Origin of the sequence: Pseudarthrobacter equi, assembly GCF_900105535.1 — a bacterium.
Classification (GTDB): Bacteria; Actinomycetota; Actinomycetes; order Actinomycetales; family Micrococcaceae; genus Arthrobacter; species Arthrobacter equi.
Window position 1 is genome coordinate 2,954,690 of record NZ_LT629779.1, and the last position, 19,130, is coordinate 2,973,819.

Here is a 19,130-nt window from a genome sequence, read left to right on the forward strand (position 1 = left end):
CCCGTCCGGCCGTGCTTCCGCCTCTGGACGCGAAGCCGCATCAGCCGCGGCTGCCGGTTCCGCGCTTTCCAAGCACGACGGCGGCAGCGGCGCCCAGCAGTGCCAACAGCATGGACGCTGCGATGGGGACCAGGAACGCAAGGTGATGGCCGCCCGCTTCTGCCAGGTAACCACCGATGGCTGAACCCAGTGCCGTGCCGGCCACGATGCCGCTGGCCAAGGCGGTCATGACCGTTCCCAGCCGGCCGGCCGGCGCCAGGACGCCGCCTGCCGTAAAGACGGTCACCATGACCGGGCCCACCGGGATCCCCAGGATCAGCAGCACAGCCACCATGGCGGCCAGCGAATCCGGCAACAGCAGGAGCAGTGACAGGAGCGCCATCAGCCCGGCGGACACAATCCATCGCCGGGGCAGGGTGAACGTACGCGGCCAGTAGGCCACCGAGAGTGCCGCGGCGGCGGAGCTCAAACCCACGGCCGCGTACAGCAGTCCTGCAATTTCCGGCCCTGCGATGGGCGCGGAGAACGAGCTGAGGGCTGCCTGCGTCGAGCCGAAGAACGTTCCCATGCAGACCATGGCGGCGACAGGGAGGGCGACGGCGGCCGGCAGCCTTCCGGCCCGGGCCGCCGGCTTCCCGGTTGCTGCCTTACGCGGGGCGGGCCGCACTGCCCGGTGGGTCGGGTGGGCCGCGAACGCAGGTACCAGGGTTGCAGTCATGGCGGCGGCCAGGACGAGGGGCAGCCACGGGGCCACGAGGCTGGCCAGGATTCCCACCAGGGCCGGGCCCAGGACGAACGTCACTTCGTCGGCGGTGCTCTCGTAGGACAGCGCCGTGTCCAGGTCCGCGGCCTGCTGTGACGCCGGGCCATGCGATGCGAGTGCCATCCAGCGCACCCGGGCCAGGGGGCCCACCTGCGGGGAACTCGCGCCGGAAATAAGCGCCGCCGCGATGACGGCTCCAAACAGTCCGCCGGAGGTTACAGTCGACGTGGCCGCCAGAATGAGGGCCAGGACCGCCACGGTGTTGATGATCGCCGCGGTCAGCAGGACGGGCCGCTGCCCCCGCCTGTCGGCGAGCGCACCGAGCACCGGTGCGCCAAGGGCCGAGCCGATGCCTACAGCCCCGGCAGCCGTGCCGCCCGCGGCGTAGGACCCGCTGACGGACGTGACCATGGTGAGGGTTCCCACCGTCAGCATGGCGAGCGGAAGCCGGGCAAAAAGGCCAAGGGGAATGAAGCTGCGGCCGGCCAGCAGGGGAAGCCGGGCAAACCGGCCGGTCCTGGCCGGTTGGGGAACGCCCGTGGCCGCTGTTGGTTGCGACGGGGATCCGGGTTCGGTTGATACCGGGGACGGCGGCGCGGTGGACGGCGACGTGGGAGAAGGGCTGTGTGAAGTCAATTCCGGGCTCGTTCAGATCATGCGCATCGTCCCTCCTCCCGATGCACGCAACCCGGTAACTACACCATTCTACGCCTGCATCCCAACCGCGGCCCGGCCGGCTGCGGGTCAACCGGCGTCGAGTGCCTCCGAGATCCTCAGCGTGGATCCGGTCCGGCCCTTGAGCACCTGCAGTTGGGTCCCGATCCGCTGCTTCATCTCACCGACGTGGCTGACGAGCCCCACGACGCGGCCGCCATCACGCAGTCCCTCAAGGGCGTCCATGACCTGCTCCAGTGACTGCTCGTCGAGGCTGCCGAAGCCCTCGTCCACGAACAGGGTTTCGATTTCCACTCCCCCGGCTTCCTGCTGCACGACGTCGGCGAGACCCAGCGCCAGCGACAGGGAAGCCATGAAGGACTCACCCCCGGACAGGGTGGACGTGTCACGGCGGTGGCCCGTCCATTGGTCCACCACTTCCAGGCCCAGCCCGGATTTGGCCCCGCGTGCCGCTTTGGCGTCGGTGTGCTTCAGCAGGTACCTGCCGTCACTCATCGCCACCAGCCGCTCGGACGCCGCAATGGCAACCTGTTCCAGGCGGGCTGCGAGGACGTAGCTGTTCAGGCTCATCCGGTAGGTGTTCTCGCCCCGGCCGGCGGCTGCGTCCGCCAGCCCCGCCAGCATCCGGGCCCGCTCCGCCGGTTCCCTGGCAGAACCTGCCAACGTTGCGTAGTCCTGGCTAATGGCCGCCAGCGATGCCAGGCACCGTGCGGCCATCCCGGCGGAGAGGTCTGCCTGGCGCGCCAATTCGCGGGACTCGGCAGCTGCGTTTTCCAGCGCGGCGAGCCTTTCCCCGCTGGGGTCAAACTCTCCGGATTTCTCTTCCGCGGCGCGAACCAGGTCTTCGGCAGCGAACAGCTCCCGCACCCTGGCTGCCTCATCCTGGCCGGCACGGACCTCGGCCTGGAGTCCGTCCGCCTCCGCGCTGTCGAGGAGTTGGCTGCGTGCTTCCTCGGCCGTCGCGAAGCCGGCCGACGGCAATGCCAGCTCGAGCTGTTGGCGGGCGTCGTCCGCCTGTGACTGCGCCACTGTCAGCGCGGCCTGAGCTGCCACGGCCTTGTCGAGCACAGCCACTGCGCCCTCCAGCGAGCGCAGCCGCCGGGCCAGGCTGGGACGGCCGGCCCGCAGACCGGACAGGGCCTCGTCCAGCGCAGCGGCCTGATCGGACACTTCTGCCAGCGAGGACTCCGCCTGCACCAGCCCCGCATCGATTCCGGCCTTGGCGGCTGTGGCCTCGGCAATTCCAGCGTCCAGCGCCTCAAGTTTTCCGCGGACCACTGAAAGGTCCGCTGCCGCACGCTCCGCCTCTGCAGCTGCAGTACGCGCCTCTTCGGCGGCGGCGAGTGCTTCGTCCTCGGGGGTGTCGCCGCCCTGCCCGGCAAGAACCGCCACCGACTGCTCAGCGGTGGCCAGTTCGGCGCCAACCCGGGAAAGGGCGTCATCTGCAGCCTCGTAGGCAGCGTGTGCTGCGTCCTCTGCCTGTGCCAGCCCGGGGCCCTGGCTGCCGCCGGCGGCAGGCGCAGGATGCTCGGCGCTGCCGCACACCGGGCATGGGTCACCGGCGTGCAGCTGGGCGGCAAGTTCGGCAGCGGCATGGGTGAGCCGCTCCTCCCTCAGGTCCAGCCATTGCTGCTTGGCCTCCAGTTGGCGTTCCCTGGCCGCATCGCAGCGCAGCTTCACGGCATTGCGCGCCGCCACAGCTGAGGCGTGGCGGCGCACCACGTCCAGGAGCTCTCCTGCTGACGCTGCTTCCTTGCTCCGCAGGGCAGCGGTTCCGGCCAGCAGCTCCAAGGGCCCCAGCCCGGATTCGAGGCCTGCCCGTTCGTCCAGGAGGGCGGCGGAGCGGGTCCCGAGCTTGGCTCCGGCCGCCTCCAGCTCTGCCTGTTTCCGGCCAAGGTCGGCGTGACGCTTTCGCAGGGCCTGCAACCTGTCTTCGTCCGGAAGGCGCGCCTCCACCACGGCCAACAGGGAACGGAGCCGGCCCAGTTCATCCGCCGCAGACGCCGTGACGGATGCCGGCAGGGAAGCAGCACTGCTCCCGGCCGCAGCGCCGTCAGTGAGTTCCAACGGCGCCAGTTCGGGGTCGTCGTCAGCGGCAAGACGAAGGAACGTCAGTGCCGACTCCGCGGCCCGGGACGCGCTGGCGACCCTGGCCGCAGCACCGTCAACGTTCTTCAGCTGACCTTCGAGGACTTCGGCCTTGCGGTGCCGCGCCAGGCGGGCCGCAAGTTCTTCGAGTCGGGGCGCCGCATCCGCCACAGCATTCCGCCGCGCTTCGGCCGCTTCAAGCCTGCGCCGCCGTTCGCGGCGTCCGGTTTCCTCATCAACAGCCAGCGTCCGCACTGCGGCCGCCGTTTCGGCCTCCGCCGCGGACCCGCGAAGTACCTCCAGGCGTTGCGCGACCGCTCCCTGCAGCCACTCCAGCCGTTCGGAGGCGTTGTCCGCCGCAGGGGCGCCGTCCTCGGCCAATTCCAGGGAGGCGGCCTCGGATTCGGCACGCGCAGTGAGCAGTTCCAGTTGTCCCGAAAGTGCAGCGACGCTTTCCCGGGCCGCCAGCGCCTCCCGGGAGAGCTCCTGCTCCAGGGCTTCGAAGCGCTGGGTGCCGAAGAGCTTCTGCAGCAGCTCGAGCCGGTCAGCAGCCTTCGACCTGAGGAAGGCCGCAAAGTCCCCCTGCGGGAGCATCACCACGCGGGTGAACTGATCGCGGTCCATCCCCAGCAGCGCAGTGATCTCCGCGCCGGCCTCGTCATTGCGGGCGGACTTTTCCACCCAGGCGCCGTCAGCACGCTCCCGCAGGAGCGTCTTTGCCTGCTGCGTGGTGAATCCGTTCCTGCCCCGCGTGCTCGGTTTGTCCCAGGCGGGTGAACGGGTGACTTCGAAGCGCCGGCCCTGCGCCGAAAATTCCAGGGTCACGGCAGGTTCCTGGGACGGCTCTGCATGGTCGCTCCGGAGGCGTTTGCCGTCCTGCCGTGCACCCGGGACGGAGCCGTACAGGGCGAAGCAGATGGCGTCCAGGACGCTGGTTTTTCCTGCACCCGTTGGCCCGTTGAGGAGGAACAGGCCGTGCCCGCTGAGCCGGTCAAAATCAACGTCCTCGGTGCCCGCGAAGGGGCCGAAACCAGAGATGCGGAGGTGGTGGATCCTCACAGTGCCGCCTCCTGGAGCCGGACGTTCTCCAGCGCGGCCGCGAGCGCTGCCTTCTCGGCGTCGTCCGGTGTTCGGCCGCGGACGTGGTCGAGGAACCCGCAGCACACTGCGAGGTCGTCCGGGGCTTCGGCGAGCCTGCTGCTGTAGCTGGTGGAGAGCGCCGGTGCGGCGCCCTGGGGGTCGAAGCCCAGCACCAGGGTGTCGGGGAACCTTGCGCGGAGCCGCTCCATGGCGCGTGCCGGCCGCTGGTCATCCGTCAGCGTGACCTGGCAGTAGGCAGTTTCGGCCCATGCATGGTCCGGTGACTCCAGGAGTTCCGCCAAGGGACCCCGCAGGACCGCCAGGCGGCGCGGGGCGTCCCACAGCACTTCCTCCACAGACGTGACGCCGTCCGGCCCGAGGTCCACCAGCCAGGCGCCCTTGCTGTGGTTGGCCTCGGAAAAGGAATAGGCCAGGGGTGAGCCTGAGTACCGGACCTGCGGGGAAAGGGACTGGCGTCCGTGCAGGTGGCCCAGCGCGGTGTAGCTGAAGCCGTCGAACAGGTCCAGCGGGACTGCTCCCACCCCGCCGATGCTGAGTTCACGTTCGCTGTCCGAGCTGATGCCGCCGCTGGCAAAGGTGTGGGCCAGGACCACTGAATGGACCGCAGCGGAGCCGGCGCGCCGCGCGATGTCCTCCCGGATGAGGGTGGTGGCCGCGCGGGTGACGTCGAAATGGCTGGCCGCCTCCACACCCAGCTGCTCGGCCACGAGCCGCGGCTCCAGCCATGGGATGCCGTAGATGGCGGCAACGGCATCCCCGCCGGCCGCATCCGGACCCAGCGGCAGAAGCAGCGGCTTGTCCAGGTCTTCCACTCGTGTCCGCAGGTGCACTCCCCCGCGTTCGAGCAGCCGGGCCGCAAAGCCCAGACGGATGGCGGAGTCATGGTTGCCACTGGTGAGGACCACCTTTGCCCCGGCGTCCGTGATCCCCACGAGGGCCTCATCCAGCAGGCGCACCACGTCGACGCCCGGCAGGGCGCGGTCGTAGACGTCCCCCGCGATCAGGACAACATCAACCCCGTGATCCGATACCGCCGCCACGAGCTGGCTGACGAACGCACGCTGGGCATCAAGCATGCCCACGCCGTGGAAAGACCGGCCAAGGTGCCAGTCCGATGTATGAAGTAACCGCATCTTTCTAAGCTATCGGCTGCCACTGACAGTTTGCGCCAGCGCCGCAACCCGTCAGTGGCATCCCACAGTAAAAGGGCCCTCAGCCCCGCTTGCCGTCGAAGAACTCCTGGGCCTCGCTGGGGGCGCCGCCGGTGGACCCGACCGCACGATCCGGCTGCGCTGCGCTGCGGGCTCCCCCGGCGGAGCCGGCTGTGGCGTCCGCGCCGGCCCCCGCAGCAACCGCAGGGTGCCCGTCCAGGGAGGCATCGTCGTCGGACGTGTCCCCGGTGACGGGCGCGGGCGCCGGCGTGGCGCGGAAGATGCGGAACAGCAGGCCCGCGATGGCCGCACCGGCGAGGGGCGCCAGCAGGAATACCCAGAGCTGTTCAACGGCCCAGCCTGAGCTGAAGACGGCGGACGCCAGCGCCCGGGCGGGGTTGTAAGGCAGGTTTCCCACGGCCTGTCCCAGCTGTAGGAGGGCGGCGAAGGTCAGGCCCACGGCAAAGGGCGCGACGACGGCGCCGGCCCTTTCGCGGGCGGCGGCACCAAGGAAGACGGCCACCACGATGGCTGCGCCCAGCACTTCGAGGAGGAGCACGGCAGCCACGGGCGCCTGGATAATCGAGTGCTCACCGAAGCCTGCGGTGACGGTATCGAAGGCGGTGCGGCTGTCCGCGATGCCCGGCAGGGTGCGCAGTACCGCGAACAGCACCAGGGCCCCCACCACGGCGCCGGCCAGCTGGGCAACGGCGTAGGCGGCTGCCGCGCCGGCACGCATGCGCCCGGCGAGAAGGTGGCCCAGGGTAATCGCCGGGTTGAAGTGCCCGCCGGACACGTGCCCCACCGCGAGCATCGCCGCAGTCACCGCAAGGCCGGCCGCCAGGGCTGCGGGAAGGGGGCTGGACTGCGGGATGCTGAACAGCGGTACCCCAAGGCCGGCGACGGCGATGAAGAGGCTGCCGAACGCTTCGGCGCCAAGCCTGGGCAGCAGGCCCGGACGGACGGCGTCGGAGGTGCCGGGAAGGGCATCGTGTCGGTCAGGAACGGTAGTGCTCATGATGGGACCTTTGGGTAGGGGCCAGGGGTGCTGCCGCCGGGCAACCCCAGTATTGTTCCAGCCCCGGCTGGGCGTTGGCTGGACACCGGCCGGACGCCGGCACCGTCGCCGATCCAGCGGCGCAGTCCAGCGCCGCTGCTTTCCGGCCCACTGCACGCCCACGGTAGATTTGCAGCATGAGCTTTGACACTGCCGTGCCCGCACTGAAGTCCCGCATCCACGGATGCCTGCTCGGCGGCGCACTCGGCGACTCCCTCGGCTACGAAGTTGAATTCGATCCCATTTCCGACATCCGGAGCCGCTTCGGCCCGGACGGGCTGAGGGACTTCGCCGACATTTCGGGCAGCACCCACATCTCCGACGATACGCAGATGACCCTGTACACCGTGGATGGCCTGGTTGAAGCGCTGGAGTGGGCCAACTCGGGAGTCGGCGCCGACGTCAATGCCTGCCTGTGGCTGGCCTACCTGCGGTGGCTTGCCACCCAGGGTGAGGATGCCGGGCCCGCGGCGCCGGCCCCGCAGCCCCGCTGGATCGACGGGCATGCGGTCCTCCACCAGCGCCGCCACCCCGGCCGTGCCTGCATTTCGGGATTGGCCACCGGGGAAATGGGAACATCCTTCCGGCCCGTGAATCCGGACTCCAAGGGCTGCGGCACCGTCATGCGTTCGGCACCTTTCGGCCTGGTGCCGCATGTGACGGCCGACGCCGTCTACAAGTTGAGTGCCGACGCCGCCTCCCTGACGCACGGGCACCCTTCGGCGCGGCAGAGCGCCGGGGTATTCAGCCTCCTGATCCACCGCCTCATCTCAGGCGACGCCCTGCACGATGCAGCCGCGGCGGTAACTGCCCACGCCGCCGGCATCACCGGCGTGGCACCGGAACTGCCGCAGCGGCTTGAGGTGGCGCTTCGGCTGGCAGCCAAGGGCGTTGTCCCGCCCGAGGAACTCGTTGCCGAACTCGGCGAGGGCTGGGTTGCGGAGGAGGCGCTCGCCGTCGGCCTTTACGCCGTCCTCGCCACCCGCCCCGCCGATGACGCAGCCGCGGACGCTCCCGTGCGGCATTTCCGGGAAGCGGTGGCGTTGGCCGTGAACCACAGCGGCGACAGCGACTCCACCGGATCCGTGGCGGGCAACATCCTGGGCGCCTACTACGGCGAGGCGTGCCTGCCGGAAGAGTGGCTTGGCGTGCTCGAGGCCCCGGAAGTGATCCGGGGCATGGCGGACCTCCTGGTGGGAGTCACAACCGGCGAAGGCTGATGTTGTTGCACGCTTCGCAGACGTCCTCCGGAATCAGCCCGCGGCGCTGAAGCCAGCCGAAGATCACGCAGCCCAGGCAGAACGCCAGGAACGCCTCCAGCGAAGCCGCCACGATCAGGACGCCCAGGACAGCCCACGACGCCGGTACGGCACCGGAGAGGAACAGGACCAGCGCCGCGGTGGACACCAGCGCGCCCATCCCCTGGGCGAAACGCTTGGGCGGTCCGGCCACGAGCTTGACCCTGCCCAGCCGCGGCGTGATGACCTTGACGGACAGCAACGCAAGCGGGGAGATCCGCGGGCCGAACAGCAGCCTCAGCCAGAAACCCGCGGCAATGGCCGCCAAACCCCATACGGAACCGCTCAAGGCAGTAGCCACGGCCGCGAGCACCACCAGCCCTGCAGTGACGCGGGCCGCGTACTCGTTGACGGGGTTGGGGAAGGCGAAGAGGCTCATGGTGCAAGGCTAGGATCGGGCCGCCGCCGGGAGGAAGGATTGTTGCTTCCCGTGAACTCCCGGAGGTGAGGCAACGCTTCGCATGCCGGGCGGCCGATTGGCATGAAGCGAGGCTACGCGGTTGCTGCGCCCGCCATGCTCCCCACCATCTGCAGGAACTCGCCCTCGGACAACACCTCAATGGCCTGGCCGCGGTCGTGGAGCTCCAGCACCCTGCGGGCCTTGCCGGTCAGCCGCCCGGAGCGCAGGTCCGCGGCCACGAATCCGTCACCCACCACCAGGACTGTGGTCCTGCCGGTCACGCGGCTTTCCGTCCGGGCACCGGCCTCGGCGGAGCGGACCTTCGCCTCCGGCCGCCCGATGGACAACTGACCGGTGAAGACGACGGTCTGCCCGTAGAGGGGATGGCCGGGCTCCGCATCCGGGTTGGGCTCCGGGTTGGGGCCTTCGTCCGGCCAGCCGGACTGGAAGGGCCGGACCAGCGCAGCACCGTTGCCCGACCCGCCGGCAAGGGCTGTCAGGCTTTGCTTGGACAACGGATCCACCGCCGGATCGAACGCGTGCTGCCGCGGCATCACGAGCCCCAGTGAAAGGTAGAGCTCGGCCAGGCTGTTGGCCCCGTTGCGCCGGGCGATGTCGATCAGGATTCCGGCGCAGGCCCGGGCATCCTCTGCGGCGTCGTGGTGCCGGAGCAGCGGGACGCCCGCCTCCTCCGCCGCGAACGGCAGGGAGTTGGACACCAGGGAGTAGCACCGCCGGGACAGCATCACGGTGCAGACGTAGTCGTACGCGGGGCCGGGAAGTCCGGAGACCTCCAGGGCCGAGCGGATCACTCCCAGGTCGAAGGCGGCGTTGTGGGCGGCCAGCACGTCATCGCCGATGAAGGCCCCGATTTCGGGAAACAGATCACCGAAGCGGGGCCGGCCCGCAACGTCCGCGGCGGTAATGCCGTGGATCCGCACGTTGTGGTAGTCGAAGTGGTCGTGGTCAGCCGGTGGCTGCATCAGCCACGCGGCCTCCTCCACCACCTTGCCGCCGCGGACTTTTGTCAGGCCAACTGCGCAGGGAGAGCCCCTGAAGCCGTTCGCCGTTTCAAAGTCAATCGCCGTAAAGTCCAAACCCACGCCAGCAACCTTACCGCCGGAAGGCGCCCGGACCCGACAGGCTGGCGGCACTGCCGGACCGCCCGGCGCAGGCCCGTCAAGTACCCTTGAAGGGTGAACTTTCCCGTGATGAATGACCTTGCTGTGTCCATGCTGGGCGGTGCAGGACCGGTCCAGCCGCAGCTGGCTTCCTTCCTTCCCGACTGGCTGAACCCCCAGATCTTCCTGGCTGATCCTGCCCTGGCGCCGTGGGTGGTCCTGCTGGTGTGCGGCATCGTCTTCGCGGAGACCGGCCTGCTGGTGGGCTTCTTCCTCCCCGGCGATTCCATGCTGTTCACGGCGGGCCTGCTGGTTGCCACGGACACCATCAAGTTCAACGTGTGGCTGCTTGCCCTGCTGATTGTGATTTCGGCCATCATCGGCAACCAGGCCGGCTACTTCATCGGGTCCAAGGCCGGCCCCGCCATCTTCAACAAGCCGAATTCGCGGCTGTTCAAGCGGGAAAACGTGGAGAACGCCCACGCGTTCTTCGAAAAGCACGGCGGCAAGGCACTGATCCTGGCCCGCTTCGTCCCCATCATCCGGACCTTCGTGCCGGTCATCGTGGGCGTGGCCCAGATGGATAAGAAGAAGTTCTTCCTCTACAACGTCATCGGCGCGCTGCTGTGGGGCGGCGGCGTGACGCTGCTCGGCTTCCTCCTCGGCGACAAGGTCCCGTGGGTGCGGGACAACCTGGACATCATCTTCATCGCCATCGTGCTGGTATCGGTGCTGCCCATCGGCATCGAGGTCCTTCGCGGCATGTCCGCCAAGCGCCAGGCCCAGGCCTACGGTACCGACGCCGTTGACGAGTTCATCGAGGAACACACCCCGGAGGACGAACACAAGACCCCCCGCCACCCTAAGTAGCCGGATAGCGAAAGGCGCGGTCCCCACCATGGGGACCGCGCCTTTTTCATGCATATCCTCGGGAGGTTCCCGGCCCGAGCTGCGTCAGGCGGGCTGAGTTTCCAGGGCCGCCACGATGGACGGCAGCAGGGCACGGAAGGCCTTGCCGCGGTGGCTGATGGCGTTCTTCTCCGCGGCCGACAGTTCGGCACAGCTGCGGTCGTGGCCGGCCGGCTGCAGAATGGGGTCATAACCGAAGCCGCCGGCCCCGCGGGGCTCGCGCAGCAGGACGCCCTCGAGCTGCCCGTACTCCACCACCTCGCGCGTGTCCTCCCCATCGGCTGCCGGGACAGCCAGGGCCGCCGCACAGACGAACGCAGCACCGCGGTGCTGGTCCGGCACGTCGGAGAGCTGGCCCAGGAGGAGATTGAGGTTGGCTTCGTCGTCGCCATGCCTGCCGGACCACCGCGCGGAGAAGATGCCCGGCGCGCCGCCCATGACGTCGACGGCGAGCCCAGAGTCATCCGCGATGGCCACCAGGCCGGTGGCGGCGGCCACGGCGCGGGCCTTCAGCAGCGAGTTTTCCGCGAACGTGACACCCGTTTCGACGACGTCCGGCGCACCCGCCGCAGCCGCATCGACCACCTGGGTATCGACGTCGAGCCCTGGGACCTGGCCGCGCAGGAGCTCGCGCAGCTCCCGGAGCTTGCCCTTGTTGTGCGTGGCAAGGACCAGCCGCGGGGTGGCCCCGTCACTCACAGGGTGTCCGCCAGCGTCTCCCGCTGGATGGCCGCGAGCTGGGTGGTGCCCAGCAGCGCCAGGTCCAGGAGCTGGTTCAGCTCGTCACGGTCGAAGGGCGCACCCTCTGCGGTGCCCTGGACCTCCACGAACTTGCCGGACCCGGTGACCACCACGTTCATGTCCGTCTCGGCCCGGACGTCCTCAACGTAGGGCAGGTCCAGCATGGGAACGCCGTCGATGATGCCCACGGACACGGCAGCGATGGTGTCGGTCAGCGGCTGGGCGTTCCGCGCGATCAGCTTGTTGTCGCGGGCGAAGCGGATGGCATCGGCCAGGGCCACGTAGGCGCCCGTGATCGCCGCGGTCCTGGTGCCGCCGTCGGCCTGCAGGACGTCGCAGTCCAGCACGATGGTGTTCTCGCCCAGGGCCTTGGTGTCGATGATCGAGCGCAGGGACCGGCCGATGAGCCGGGAGATCTCATGGGTGCGGCCGCCGATCTTGCCCTTGACGGATTCCCGGTCGGAGCGGGTGTTGGTTGCACGCGGGAGCATGGCGTATTCGGCGGTGACCCAGCCCCTGCCCTCCCCCTTGAGCCAGCGCGGGACGCCTGCGGTCAGGGAAGCGGTGCACAGGACCCTGGTGTTGCCGAATTCGATCAGCGCCGAACCTTCAGCCTGGTTGGACCATCCGCGGGTGATGCTGATGGGCCGGAGCTGGTCGGGGGCGCGGCCGTCGGCGCGCACAATGGGCACTGCAGTTGCTTCAGAAGTCATGCCTTTAGCTTATCGAGTGCCAAGGGCAGGGTCCGCCCCGGCAGCCGGGCATGCTCGACCGGCCGCTAGATGGTGTAGTGCACTCCGGCCACGGCCACGGCCACATCGCCCGGGAAAACCGGGCGCGCTTCAGCCATGACGGTGGTCTGCGAGGTCCAGACGGGGATGTGGGTCAGCAGGAGCCTGCGGGCGTTCGCGGCCGCTGCTGCTTCGCCGGCGCGCTTGCCGGTGAGGTGGACGTCCTTGATCCCGTCGTCGCGGCCCTCTTCGAAGGCCGCCTCGCACAGGAACAGGTCGGCGTTCTTCGCTGCCTCTTCCAGGCCGGGGCACGAGTCCGTGTCCCCCGAGTAAGTGAGGGTGCGGGCCACCGGGTTGCCATCCTTGTCCGGTTCCACCACCTCCACCCGGAGCGCGTACGCCTCCTCCACGGGATGGTTCACGGCGTAAGGCGTCACCGTGAAAGGGCCCACCGTCACGGGCTGGCGTTCGCTCCAGTTGGTGAAGTCGAATTCCTCGTGCATCCCGGGGTCCAGGTCCAACCCGTAGGCGGTGGCCATCCGGTCAGCGGTGGCGGCGGGTCCCCACACGGGAATGCGGCCTCGGTCCCACCCACCGGGCTTCCAGCGGACGGCGACGTGCAGTCCGCACAGGTCCATGCAGTGGTCCGGGTGCAGGTGGGTGAGGAAGATCGCGTCGATGTCCTCAAGGTCCGTGTAGCGCTGGATGGCGCCGAGGGCACCGCTGCCGAGGTCCATGACCACTTTCCAGGTCCGCTCCCCGTCGGTGGCCGTCAGAAGGTAGCAGGATGCCGGGGATCCGGGGCCGGGGAACGAGCCGGTGCAGCCGACGATGGTGAGCTTCACAGGCCGGTCCCCCCGCTGCTGCCGGCGGGGCCGGTGTCCGCAAGTGCGCGGTCCACGAAATTGGAGATTCGCGGCCGGGTCCGCGCGCTCTGGGCCGCTGCGATCATCTCCGGCGTGATGCGGGCAAGGCTTCCCGTGGGGTACTGCGCAGCCACGTGGTCCACGTGGCGGACGGACAGCACCTCGGGTCCGAGGAACCGCCGGGCCAGGGTTTCGAACTGCGCGGCGTCGCCGGTGGCCACGAAATGGTGCTCGGGCGGGGTGGCCGCCGTGCGCTGCAGGTTGTTGGTTGCCAGGGCCCGGTAGACGTCCTTGGCGGTTTCCTCGGCGCTGGAGACGAGGGTGACATCCGCCCCCATGACATAGGAGATGACGCCGGTCAGCAGCGGGTAGTGGGTGCAGCCCAGCACCACGGTGTCCACGCCCGAGGCCTTCAGGGGTGCGAGGTATTCCTCGGCAACGGCCAGCAGCTCCGGCCCGGTGGTGATGCCGGCCTCGACGTAGCTGACGAATTCAGGGCAGGCCACGGAGGTGATGTGCAGGTCCGGGGCTGCGGCGAAGGTGTCCTCGTAGGCCCGGGAGCCGACGGTGGCGGAAGTTCCGATGACGCCGACGCGCCCGGAGCGGGTGGCCGCCACGGCGCGGCGGACAGCCGGCTGGATGACTTCAATGACAGGGATGCCGTACTTGGCCGTGTACCGCTCGCGGGCGTCCCGGAGCACAGCGGCCGACGCCGAGTTGCAGGCTATGGTGAGCAGCTTGACGCCGGAGTCCACCAGTTCGTCCATGACGCCGAGGGCATTGGCGCGGACTTCGGCGATGGGCAGCGGCCCGTAGGGCCCGTGTGCCGTATCCCCCACGTAGAGGATGGACTCGTTGGGCAGCTGGTCGATGATGGAGCGGGCCACCGTGAGGCCGCCTACGCCGGAATCGAAAACGCCGATGGGCCGGGTTTCCAGCGCCGCTGCGGGAGGGTCGCTGGCTGCGGACACCTGTGCAGCGACCGCTGACGGCTCCTTGCTCGAGGCTGTTGTCATGATTATTCGAGGATAGGTCTTCCCTGAAGCCTCAGCCATCATGTTGTGGCCTGGAACTCGTGTCTGATGTGTCACAGGCCCGGCTGCCGGCGCGGCGGCCGCCGCTCAACGGCGGCTTTCCATGGACTGGAGCATGGCCTGCACCAGGGATTCCTGCAGCCAGGTGGTGAAGTTGTAGACCAGCGCCAGGTAGCTTTCCACGTCTTCGGCCTGGGACCAGTCCTGCATCAGGTGGACGTGCTCGGCATCCTGTTCGTCGCGGATGTCCAGCCGTTCAGCCAGCACCAGGCGGACGTCGTTCAGCGCCGTGGACCAGTGCTTCGCGCCCTCGGTGGTCAGCACGATCTCGTCCTTGTCCAGGTCCAGCGCCGCGGCCCGCAGGGCTCCGATCTTGGTTTCCCGCAGCGAGCGCTCGGTGAGCTGGCGGAACTCCAGCGAGGCGTCGCCGTCGTCCTTGACCACGTTCGGCAGCAACCGCCTGACCGCACGGTCGGTGGGCTCAACCACGTCCATGTCCAGTCCGATGAGTGCCGCCAGCGGGTCCTGGCCCTCGCGTTCCTCCGGCTGCAGCATGGAGATGACATCGGCAATCAGGCTCCGCAGGAGTTCGCGCTCGGTTGGTTCCAGGAATCCGGTGATGCCCTTGAGTCCGTACTTGAATGCCTTAGCCACGTTTCCCCTTGCCCCGGCCCGGGTTGCCGGACGTGCCGCTTGCCTTTTCCACTGTGGCCCACAGCCCGAAGCCGTGCATGGCCACCGCGTGGCGCTCCACCTGTTCCTTGCTGCCGTGCGTCACGATGGACCGGCCCTTCTTGTGGACCTCCATCATGAGCTTGTTCGCCTTGGTCTCCGAATACCCGAAATAGCTTTGGAAAACGTAGCTGACGTAGCTCATGAGGTTGACGGGATCGTTCCAGATCACCAGGTTCCAGGGGATGTCCGGGGCGGCCAGGGTGTCTATGGACTCCGCTGTTCCGGTCCGGGTGCCCTCCTGCGTATCAGGGCCGGGCGCAACGCTAATGCTCATCTGTCCATTCTATGGGGCTGGCTACTAGAGTGATTTTCGTGAGTACCTCTGCCGGCTGGGACCATCCCCGCACGTCCTTTTATACAGACCACTACGAGCTGACCATGCTGCAGGCTTCGCTCCATTCCGGCGCGGCCCACCGCAAATCGGTGTTCGAGGCCTTTGCACGGCGGCTCCCGGACGGCCGCAGGTACGGCATCGTGGCAGGCACCGGCCGGCTGCTGGAGGGCATCGCCAACTTCCGCTTCGGCAAGGCGGAGCTGGATTTCCTGGCCCGCACCAACGTGGTGGATGACGCCACGCTGGAGTACCTGTCCTCCTACCGGTTCTCCGGCGACATCTGGGGTTACGCGGAGGGTGAGGCCTACTTCCCCAACTCCCCCATCCTGATCGTCGAGGGCACGTTCGCCGAAGCCTGCATGCTGGAGACGTACATCCTGTCCGTCCTCAACCATGACAGCGCCATCGCTTCCGCCGCGTCGCGCATGGTCAGCGCTGCCGGCGGCCGCCCCTGCATTGAGATGGGGTCGCGGCGCACCCACGAGGAAGCGGCTGCTTCGGCCGCGCGTGCCGCCGTGATCGCCGGCTTTGGCAGCACCTCCAACCTCGAGGCCGGCATCCGGTACGGCATCAGGACGGTGGGCACCGCCGCGCACTCCTTCACGCTGCTGCATGACACCGAGCGCGAAGCCTTCGAGGCGCAGATCGCTTCCCTCGGCGAGGGCACCTCCCTTCTGGTGGACACGTACGACGTCGAACAGGCCGTCCGCACGGCCGTGGACATTGCGGGTCCCCGGCTGGGTGCGGTGCGGCTGGACTCGGGCGACCTCGTGGCCCAGGCACAGTGGGTCCGCCGGCTGTTGGACGACCTCGGCAACGAGAACACCAAGATCATGGTCACGTCCGATCTCGACGAGTACGCCATCGCCGCCCTGCAGTCCGCTCCGGTGGACGCTTACGGTGTGGGCACGTCGCTGGTCACCGGTTCCGGTGCTCCCACCGCCAGCATGGTCTACAAGCTGGTCAGCCGCACGGACGACGACGGCGCGTACGTCTCCGTGGCCAAGGCCGCCAAGAACAAAGCCAGCGTGGGCGGGCGCAAATATGCGCTGCGCAAGCTGGACAGCCGAGGCACGGCTACGGCGGAGGTAGTGGGCGTAGGCCACCGCCCCGAAGACGATGGGAACGACCGCCCCCTGCTGCAGCAGTTCATGAAGAACGGCGAGCTCCTTCCCGGCTGGACCGGGCACGAGGGAGTGGTCCGGGCGGCCCGGCGGCACGCCGATTCCATGGCCGAACTGCCGCCGGTGGTCAACCGGCTGCAGCGCGGCGAGGCAGCAATCCCCACCATCTACGAAGACAACTGAGGAGGACTGATGTCACGCGCACTAATTATTGTCGACGTCCAGAACGACTTCTGCGAGGGCGGTTCGCTTGCCGTTGACGGCGGCGCTGCCGTGGCCGGCGCCATCAGCGAATACGTCGACGCCCACCACAACGAATTCGACCACATTGTGGCCACCCAGGACTGGCACATCGATCCGGGCGGGCACTTTTCGGAAACCCCTGATTTCAAGGACAGCTGGCCGGCGCACTGCGTGGCGGGCACCCGCGGCGCGGACCTCCACCCGGACCTGGACACCGAATACATCGAGGCGTATTTCCGGAAGGGCCAGTACGCTGCCGCGTACTCGGGCTTCGAGGGACTCCTGGCGCCCGAGGACGCCGTCCCCACCGGGGAGCGCCAGGCCGGTTCAACAGGCGACGCCCTTGAGCCGGACGGGGACGCCGTCGGCCTCGACGACTGGCTGCAGAGCCATGACGTTGAGGACGTTGTGGTGGTGGGGATCGCCACCGACTACTGCGTGCTGGCCACCTCCCTCGACGCCGTCCAGGCAGGATACTCGGTCACCGTGGTCCGGTCCCTCACGGCGGGCATTGCCGAAGACCTGGAAGAAGCCGTGGCGGAGATGGAACTCGGCGGCGTAGACGTCGCCTGAAAGCCGGAACCTACAGGAATGGCCGGGCCTACGGGCCCGGCCATTCCTGTTTTCCTGTCCGCTACTTGCGGCCGACGAACCAGTCCTGAAGCTTCCGCAGCCGCGCCTGCAGCTGTTCCTCGTTGGCCTGGGCCACCGGTGGACCGCCGCAGACGGTGCGCAGCTTGGTGTGCACCATGCCGTGCGGAGTGCCGGTCCGGGCCGCCCATGCAGCCACGTTTTTCGCCAGCTCGTTCCGCAGGTCCATCAGCATCCTATGGTCCGGTACGGCTGGAATCACGGTTTCCGCCGCCGCCGGCCCCTTCCGGTTCTTCCGGTTCAGCTGTTCATGCTGGCGCTGCCGCAGCAGCGTGCCCACCTGCTCGGCATCCAGGAGCCCGGGGATGCCCAGGAAGTCCATTTCGTCGTCGGACCCCACCTCGCCGCCGGTGCCGAACTCGCCGCCGTCGAACAGGACCCTGTCGAAGGAGGCCTGTGAGTCCAGTGCCTCGAACTTGCCCTTGGTGAGGCTGTCCGAGGCTTTGTCCTCCCGGTTCGCCTCGGCCATCAGCGAGTCCTCGGGGTTGAACAGGCCGTCGCCGTCTTCTTTCTCCGGCCGGTCCAGGGCGTGGTCCCGCTCCATTTCCATGGAGTTGGCCAGCGCCATCAGCGTGGGGACGGACGGCAGGAACACCGAGGCAGTTTCGCCGCGCTTGCGGGCACGCACGAAACGCCCCACAGCCTGGGCAAAGAACAACGGCGTGGACGTGGACGTTGCGTACACACCGACGGACAGCCGGGGCACGTCAACGCCTTCGGACACCATCCGGACAGCCACCATCCACCGCTTTTCGCTAGCGGTAAACTCCTCGATCTTGCTCGAGGCCTTCGCGTCATCGGAGAGGATCACCGTGGGCGACTCCCCCGTGATCCGCTTCAGCTGCCCGGCGTAGGCCCGCGCGTCCTCGTGGTCCGTGGCAATCACCAGGCCGCCGGCGTCGGGCACCGTGCGGCGCACCTCGCTGAGCCGCCTGTCCGCGCCCGCCAGGACGGCGGGGATCCACTCGCCGGCCGGGTTTAGTGCTGTCCGCCAGGCATGCGAGGTGATGTCCTTCGTGACGGCAGCCTCGCCCAGGGACGCCGCCATCTCCTCGCCGGCACTGGTACGCCAGCGCATCTGGCCCGAATACGCCATGAACATCACGGGCCGGACCACGTGGTCGCGCAGGGCGTTGCCGTAGCCGTAAGTGTAATCGGCTTTGGAGCGCCTGATGCCGTCGCGGTCCTCGGCGTACTCCACGAACGGAATAGGCGAGGTATCCGAACGGAACGGTGTTCCGGTCAGGGACAGCCGGCGGATCGCGGGGTCGAAGGCCTCCCGCAGACCGTCGCCCCAGGACAGGGCTTCGCCACCGTGGTGGATCTCGTCCAGGATCACCAGCGTGCGGGCGGCCTCGGTCTTGGCGCGGTGCAGCATCGGTTTGCTGGCAACCTGGGCATACGTGACAGCAACCCCGATGAATCCGCGGCCGTGCTGGCCGTCCGAGTTCTTGAAGTTGGGGTCGATCGCGATGCCCACCTTGGCTGCAGCGTCAGCCCACTGCCGCTTGAGGTGGTCGGTGGGCGCCACGATGGTCACGCGGTTTACCGCACCGGAATCGATGAGCGTTGAGGCGATGCGCAGGGCGAAGGTGGTCTTACCGGCGCCGGGCGTTGCTACCGCAAGGAAATCGCGGGGGCTTTTGGCCAAGTAGAGGTCAAGGGCCTCCTGCTGCCAGGCACGGAGTTTCGGGGCGGTTCCCCAGGCTGCGCGTTCCGGATAGGCCGGGGGCAGGGTGGGGCCGCCAAAGAGCGTCTCCGTCACTATTTGTTGCTGCCTGAGTCCCCTCCGGGACCCTTGCCGCCGTCATTGCCCGGGCGGAGGCCCTCGTAGACCTCTTTGCACGTGGGGCACACCGGGAACTTCTTCGGATCCCGGCCCGGCGTCCAGACCTTGCCGCACAGTGCGATGACGGGCTCACCGCTCAGCGCCGACTCCATGATCTTTTCCTTGCGGACATAGTGCGAAAAGCGCTCCCGGTCCCCCGGTTCGACCTCCTGGCGCAGTTCCTCGCGCTCAATGGTGGCCGTGGACGTACCAGCCCCGGAAAGCTCGCGCATCGGGTCGTTTTCGAGAGGGTCCGTCATGCTAGTCATGCCAACCATCT

The 19,130-nt window shown here is 68.5% G+C and carries 18 protein-coding genes; 4 read left to right on the forward strand and 14 right to left on the reverse strand.

Annotated elements, in window-relative coordinates; all coding sequences use genetic code 11:
- Window positions 1-40: 40 nt before the first annotated feature.
- From BLT71_RS13320 to BLT71_RS13335, 4 genes are all read right to left on the reverse strand, one after another.
- Window positions 41-1,399 (reverse strand): MFS transporter, encoded by a 1,359-nt coding sequence (locus BLT71_RS13320; RefSeq protein WP_091721077.1) that lies wholly within the window; start codon window positions 1,397-1,399, stop codon window positions 41-43.
- Window positions 1,400-1,507: 108 nt separating this feature from the next.
- Complete coding sequence (locus BLT71_RS13325) at window positions 1,508-4,585, reverse strand: AAA family ATPase (RefSeq protein WP_091721080.1); 3,078 nt, start codon at window positions 4,583-4,585, stop codon at window positions 1,508-1,510.
- Entirely contained in the window at window positions 4,582-5,760 is a 1,179-nt protein-coding gene (locus BLT71_RS13330) for an exonuclease SbcCD subunit D (RefSeq protein WP_091721083.1), read from the reverse strand. Before BLT71_RS13330 ends, BLT71_RS13325 begins: the two co-directional genes overlap by 4 nt.
- A gap of 79 nt (window positions 5,761-5,839) precedes the next feature.
- Window positions 5,840-6,796, reverse strand: a complete 957-nt coding sequence (locus BLT71_RS13335) for an aquaporin (protein ID WP_091721084.1) — start codon at window positions 6,794-6,796, stop codon at window positions 5,840-5,842.
- Window positions 6,797-6,972: 176 nt separating this feature from the next.
- Here BLT71_RS13335 and BLT71_RS13340 point away from each other — a divergent pair, with 176 nt between their 5' ends.
- Entirely contained in the window at window positions 6,973-8,055 is a 1,083-nt protein-coding gene (locus BLT71_RS13340) for an ADP-ribosylglycohydrolase family protein (RefSeq protein ID WP_091721087.1), read from the forward strand.
- On the opposite strand, the gene BLT71_RS13345 is transcribed toward BLT71_RS13340, so the two are convergent.
- The gene (locus BLT71_RS13345) at window positions 8,036-8,512 is read right to left on the reverse strand and encodes a DUF4395 domain-containing protein (RefSeq protein WP_091721091.1); all 477 of its coding nucleotides are present in this window, start codon (window positions 8,510-8,512) and stop codon (window positions 8,036-8,038) included. The two genes, BLT71_RS13340 and BLT71_RS13345, sit on opposite strands and share 20 nt — an antisense overlap.
- 113 nt (window positions 8,513-8,625) lie before the next feature.
- Window positions 8,626-9,636 carry an exonuclease domain-containing protein gene (locus BLT71_RS13350; RefSeq protein ID WP_091721094.1) on the reverse strand — a complete coding sequence of 337 codons (1,011 nt, stop codon included), beginning with the start codon at window positions 9,634-9,636 and terminating at the stop codon, window positions 8,626-8,628.
- 108 nt (window positions 9,637-9,744) lie between these two features.
- Here BLT71_RS13350 and BLT71_RS13355 point away from each other — a divergent pair, with 108 nt between their 5' ends.
- Entirely contained in the window at window positions 9,745-10,524 is a 780-nt protein-coding gene (locus BLT71_RS13355; RefSeq protein WP_091724019.1) for a DedA family protein, read from the forward strand.
- An 84-nt stretch (window positions 10,525-10,608) separates the two neighbouring features.
- On the opposite strand, the gene rdgB is transcribed toward BLT71_RS13355, so the two are convergent.
- The 6 genes from rdgB to clpS form a co-directional block, all read right to left on the reverse strand.
- Window positions 10,609-11,262 carry an RdgB/HAM1 family non-canonical purine NTP pyrophosphatase gene (rdgB, locus tag BLT71_RS13360; RefSeq protein WP_091721096.1) on the reverse strand — a complete coding sequence of 218 codons (654 nt, stop codon included), beginning with the start codon at window positions 11,260-11,262 and terminating at the stop codon, window positions 10,609-10,611.
- Entirely contained in the window at window positions 11,259-12,017 is a 759-nt protein-coding gene (gene rph, locus BLT71_RS13365; protein ID WP_015937492.1) for a ribonuclease PH, read from the reverse strand. The genes rdgB and rph overlap by 4 nt, the downstream gene beginning before the upstream one ends.
- A gap of 65 nt (window positions 12,018-12,082) precedes the next feature.
- Window positions 12,083-12,880 carry an MBL fold metallo-hydrolase gene (locus BLT71_RS13370; protein WP_091721099.1) on the reverse strand — a complete coding sequence of 266 codons (798 nt, stop codon included), beginning with the start codon at window positions 12,878-12,880 and terminating at the stop codon, window positions 12,083-12,085.
- A complete protein-coding gene (murI, locus tag BLT71_RS13375) occupies window positions 12,877-13,917 on the reverse strand; it encodes a glutamate racemase (RefSeq protein WP_390896657.1) in 1,041 nt (346 codons plus the stop codon). The genes BLT71_RS13370 and murI overlap by 4 nt, the downstream gene beginning before the upstream one ends.
- A gap of 105 nt (window positions 13,918-14,022) precedes the next feature.
- Window positions 14,023-14,589 carry a DUF2017 domain-containing protein gene (locus BLT71_RS13380; protein WP_091721101.1) on the reverse strand — a complete coding sequence of 189 codons (567 nt, stop codon included), beginning with the start codon at window positions 14,587-14,589 and terminating at the stop codon, window positions 14,023-14,025.
- Window positions 14,582-14,944 carry an ATP-dependent Clp protease adapter ClpS gene (gene clpS, locus BLT71_RS13385; protein ID WP_091721104.1) on the reverse strand — a complete coding sequence of 121 codons (363 nt, stop codon included), beginning with the start codon at window positions 14,942-14,944 and terminating at the stop codon, window positions 14,582-14,584. Before clpS ends, BLT71_RS13380 begins: the two co-directional genes overlap by 8 nt.
- A 38-nt stretch (window positions 14,945-14,982) precedes the next feature.
- Between clpS and BLT71_RS13390 the strand changes: the two genes are divergently transcribed.
- Both BLT71_RS13390 and BLT71_RS13395 read left to right on the forward strand, forming a co-directional pair.
- Window positions 14,983-16,311 carry a nicotinate phosphoribosyltransferase gene (locus BLT71_RS13390; RefSeq protein ID WP_091724023.1) on the forward strand — a complete coding sequence of 443 codons (1,329 nt, stop codon included), beginning with the start codon at window positions 14,983-14,985 and terminating at the stop codon, window positions 16,309-16,311.
- A 9-nt stretch (window positions 16,312-16,320) separates the two neighbouring features.
- The gene (locus BLT71_RS13395) at window positions 16,321-16,944 is read left to right on the forward strand and encodes an isochorismatase family protein (RefSeq protein WP_091721106.1); all 624 of its coding nucleotides are present in this window, start codon (window positions 16,321-16,323) and stop codon (window positions 16,942-16,944) included.
- A gap of 61 nt (window positions 16,945-17,005) precedes the next feature.
- Here BLT71_RS13395 and BLT71_RS13400 read toward each other — a convergent pair whose 3' ends face one another.
- Together BLT71_RS13400 and BLT71_RS13405 are read right to left on the reverse strand one after the other, a co-directional pair.
- The gene (locus BLT71_RS13400; protein ID WP_091721109.1) at window positions 17,006-18,787 is read right to left on the reverse strand and encodes a DEAD/DEAH box helicase; all 1,782 of its coding nucleotides are present in this window, start codon (window positions 18,785-18,787) and stop codon (window positions 17,006-17,008) included.
- Entirely contained in the window at window positions 18,787-19,128 is a 342-nt protein-coding gene (locus tag BLT71_RS13405; protein ID WP_015937500.1) for a DUF3039 domain-containing protein, read from the reverse strand. Before BLT71_RS13405 ends, BLT71_RS13400 begins: the two co-directional genes overlap by 1 nt.
- Window positions 19,129-19,130: the final 2 nt, after the last annotated feature.

Coding starts and splice junctions, on each gene's coding strand:
- BLT71_RS13330 (WP_091721083.1), bottom strand. CDS start 5,760: ATGCGGTTACTTCATACATCGGACTGGCACCTTGGCCGGTCTTTCCAC.
- BLT71_RS13335 (WP_091721084.1), bottom strand. CDS start 6,796: ATGAGCACTACCGTTCCTGACCGACACGATGCCCTTCCCGGCACCTCC.
- BLT71_RS13340 (WP_091721087.1), top strand. CDS start 6,973: ATGAGCTTTGACACTGCCGTGCCCGCACTGAAGTCCCGCATCCACGGA.
- BLT71_RS13345 (WP_091721091.1), bottom strand. CDS start 8,512: ATGAGCCTCTTCGCCTTCCCCAACCCCGTCAACGAGTACGCGGCCCGC.
- BLT71_RS13355 (WP_091724019.1), top strand. CDS start 9,745: ATGAATGACCTTGCTGTGTCCATGCTGGGCGGTGCAGGACCGGTCCAG.
- rph (WP_015937492.1), bottom strand. CDS start 12,017: ATGACTTCTGAAGCAACTGCAGTGCCCATTGTGCGCGCCGACGGCCGC.
- murI (WP_390896657.1), bottom strand. CDS start 13,917: ATGACAACAGCCTCGAGCAAGGAGCCGTCAGCGGTCGCTGCACAGGTG.
- clpS (WP_091721104.1), bottom strand. CDS start 14,944: ATGAGCATTAGCGTTGCGCCCGGCCCTGATACGCAGGAGGGCACCCGG.
- BLT71_RS13395 (WP_091721106.1), top strand. CDS start 16,321: ATGTCACGCGCACTAATTATTGTCGACGTCCAGAACGACTTCTGCGAG.
- BLT71_RS13405 (WP_015937500.1), bottom strand. CDS start 19,128: ATGGTTGGCATGACTAGCATGACGGACCCTCTCGAAAACGACCCGATG.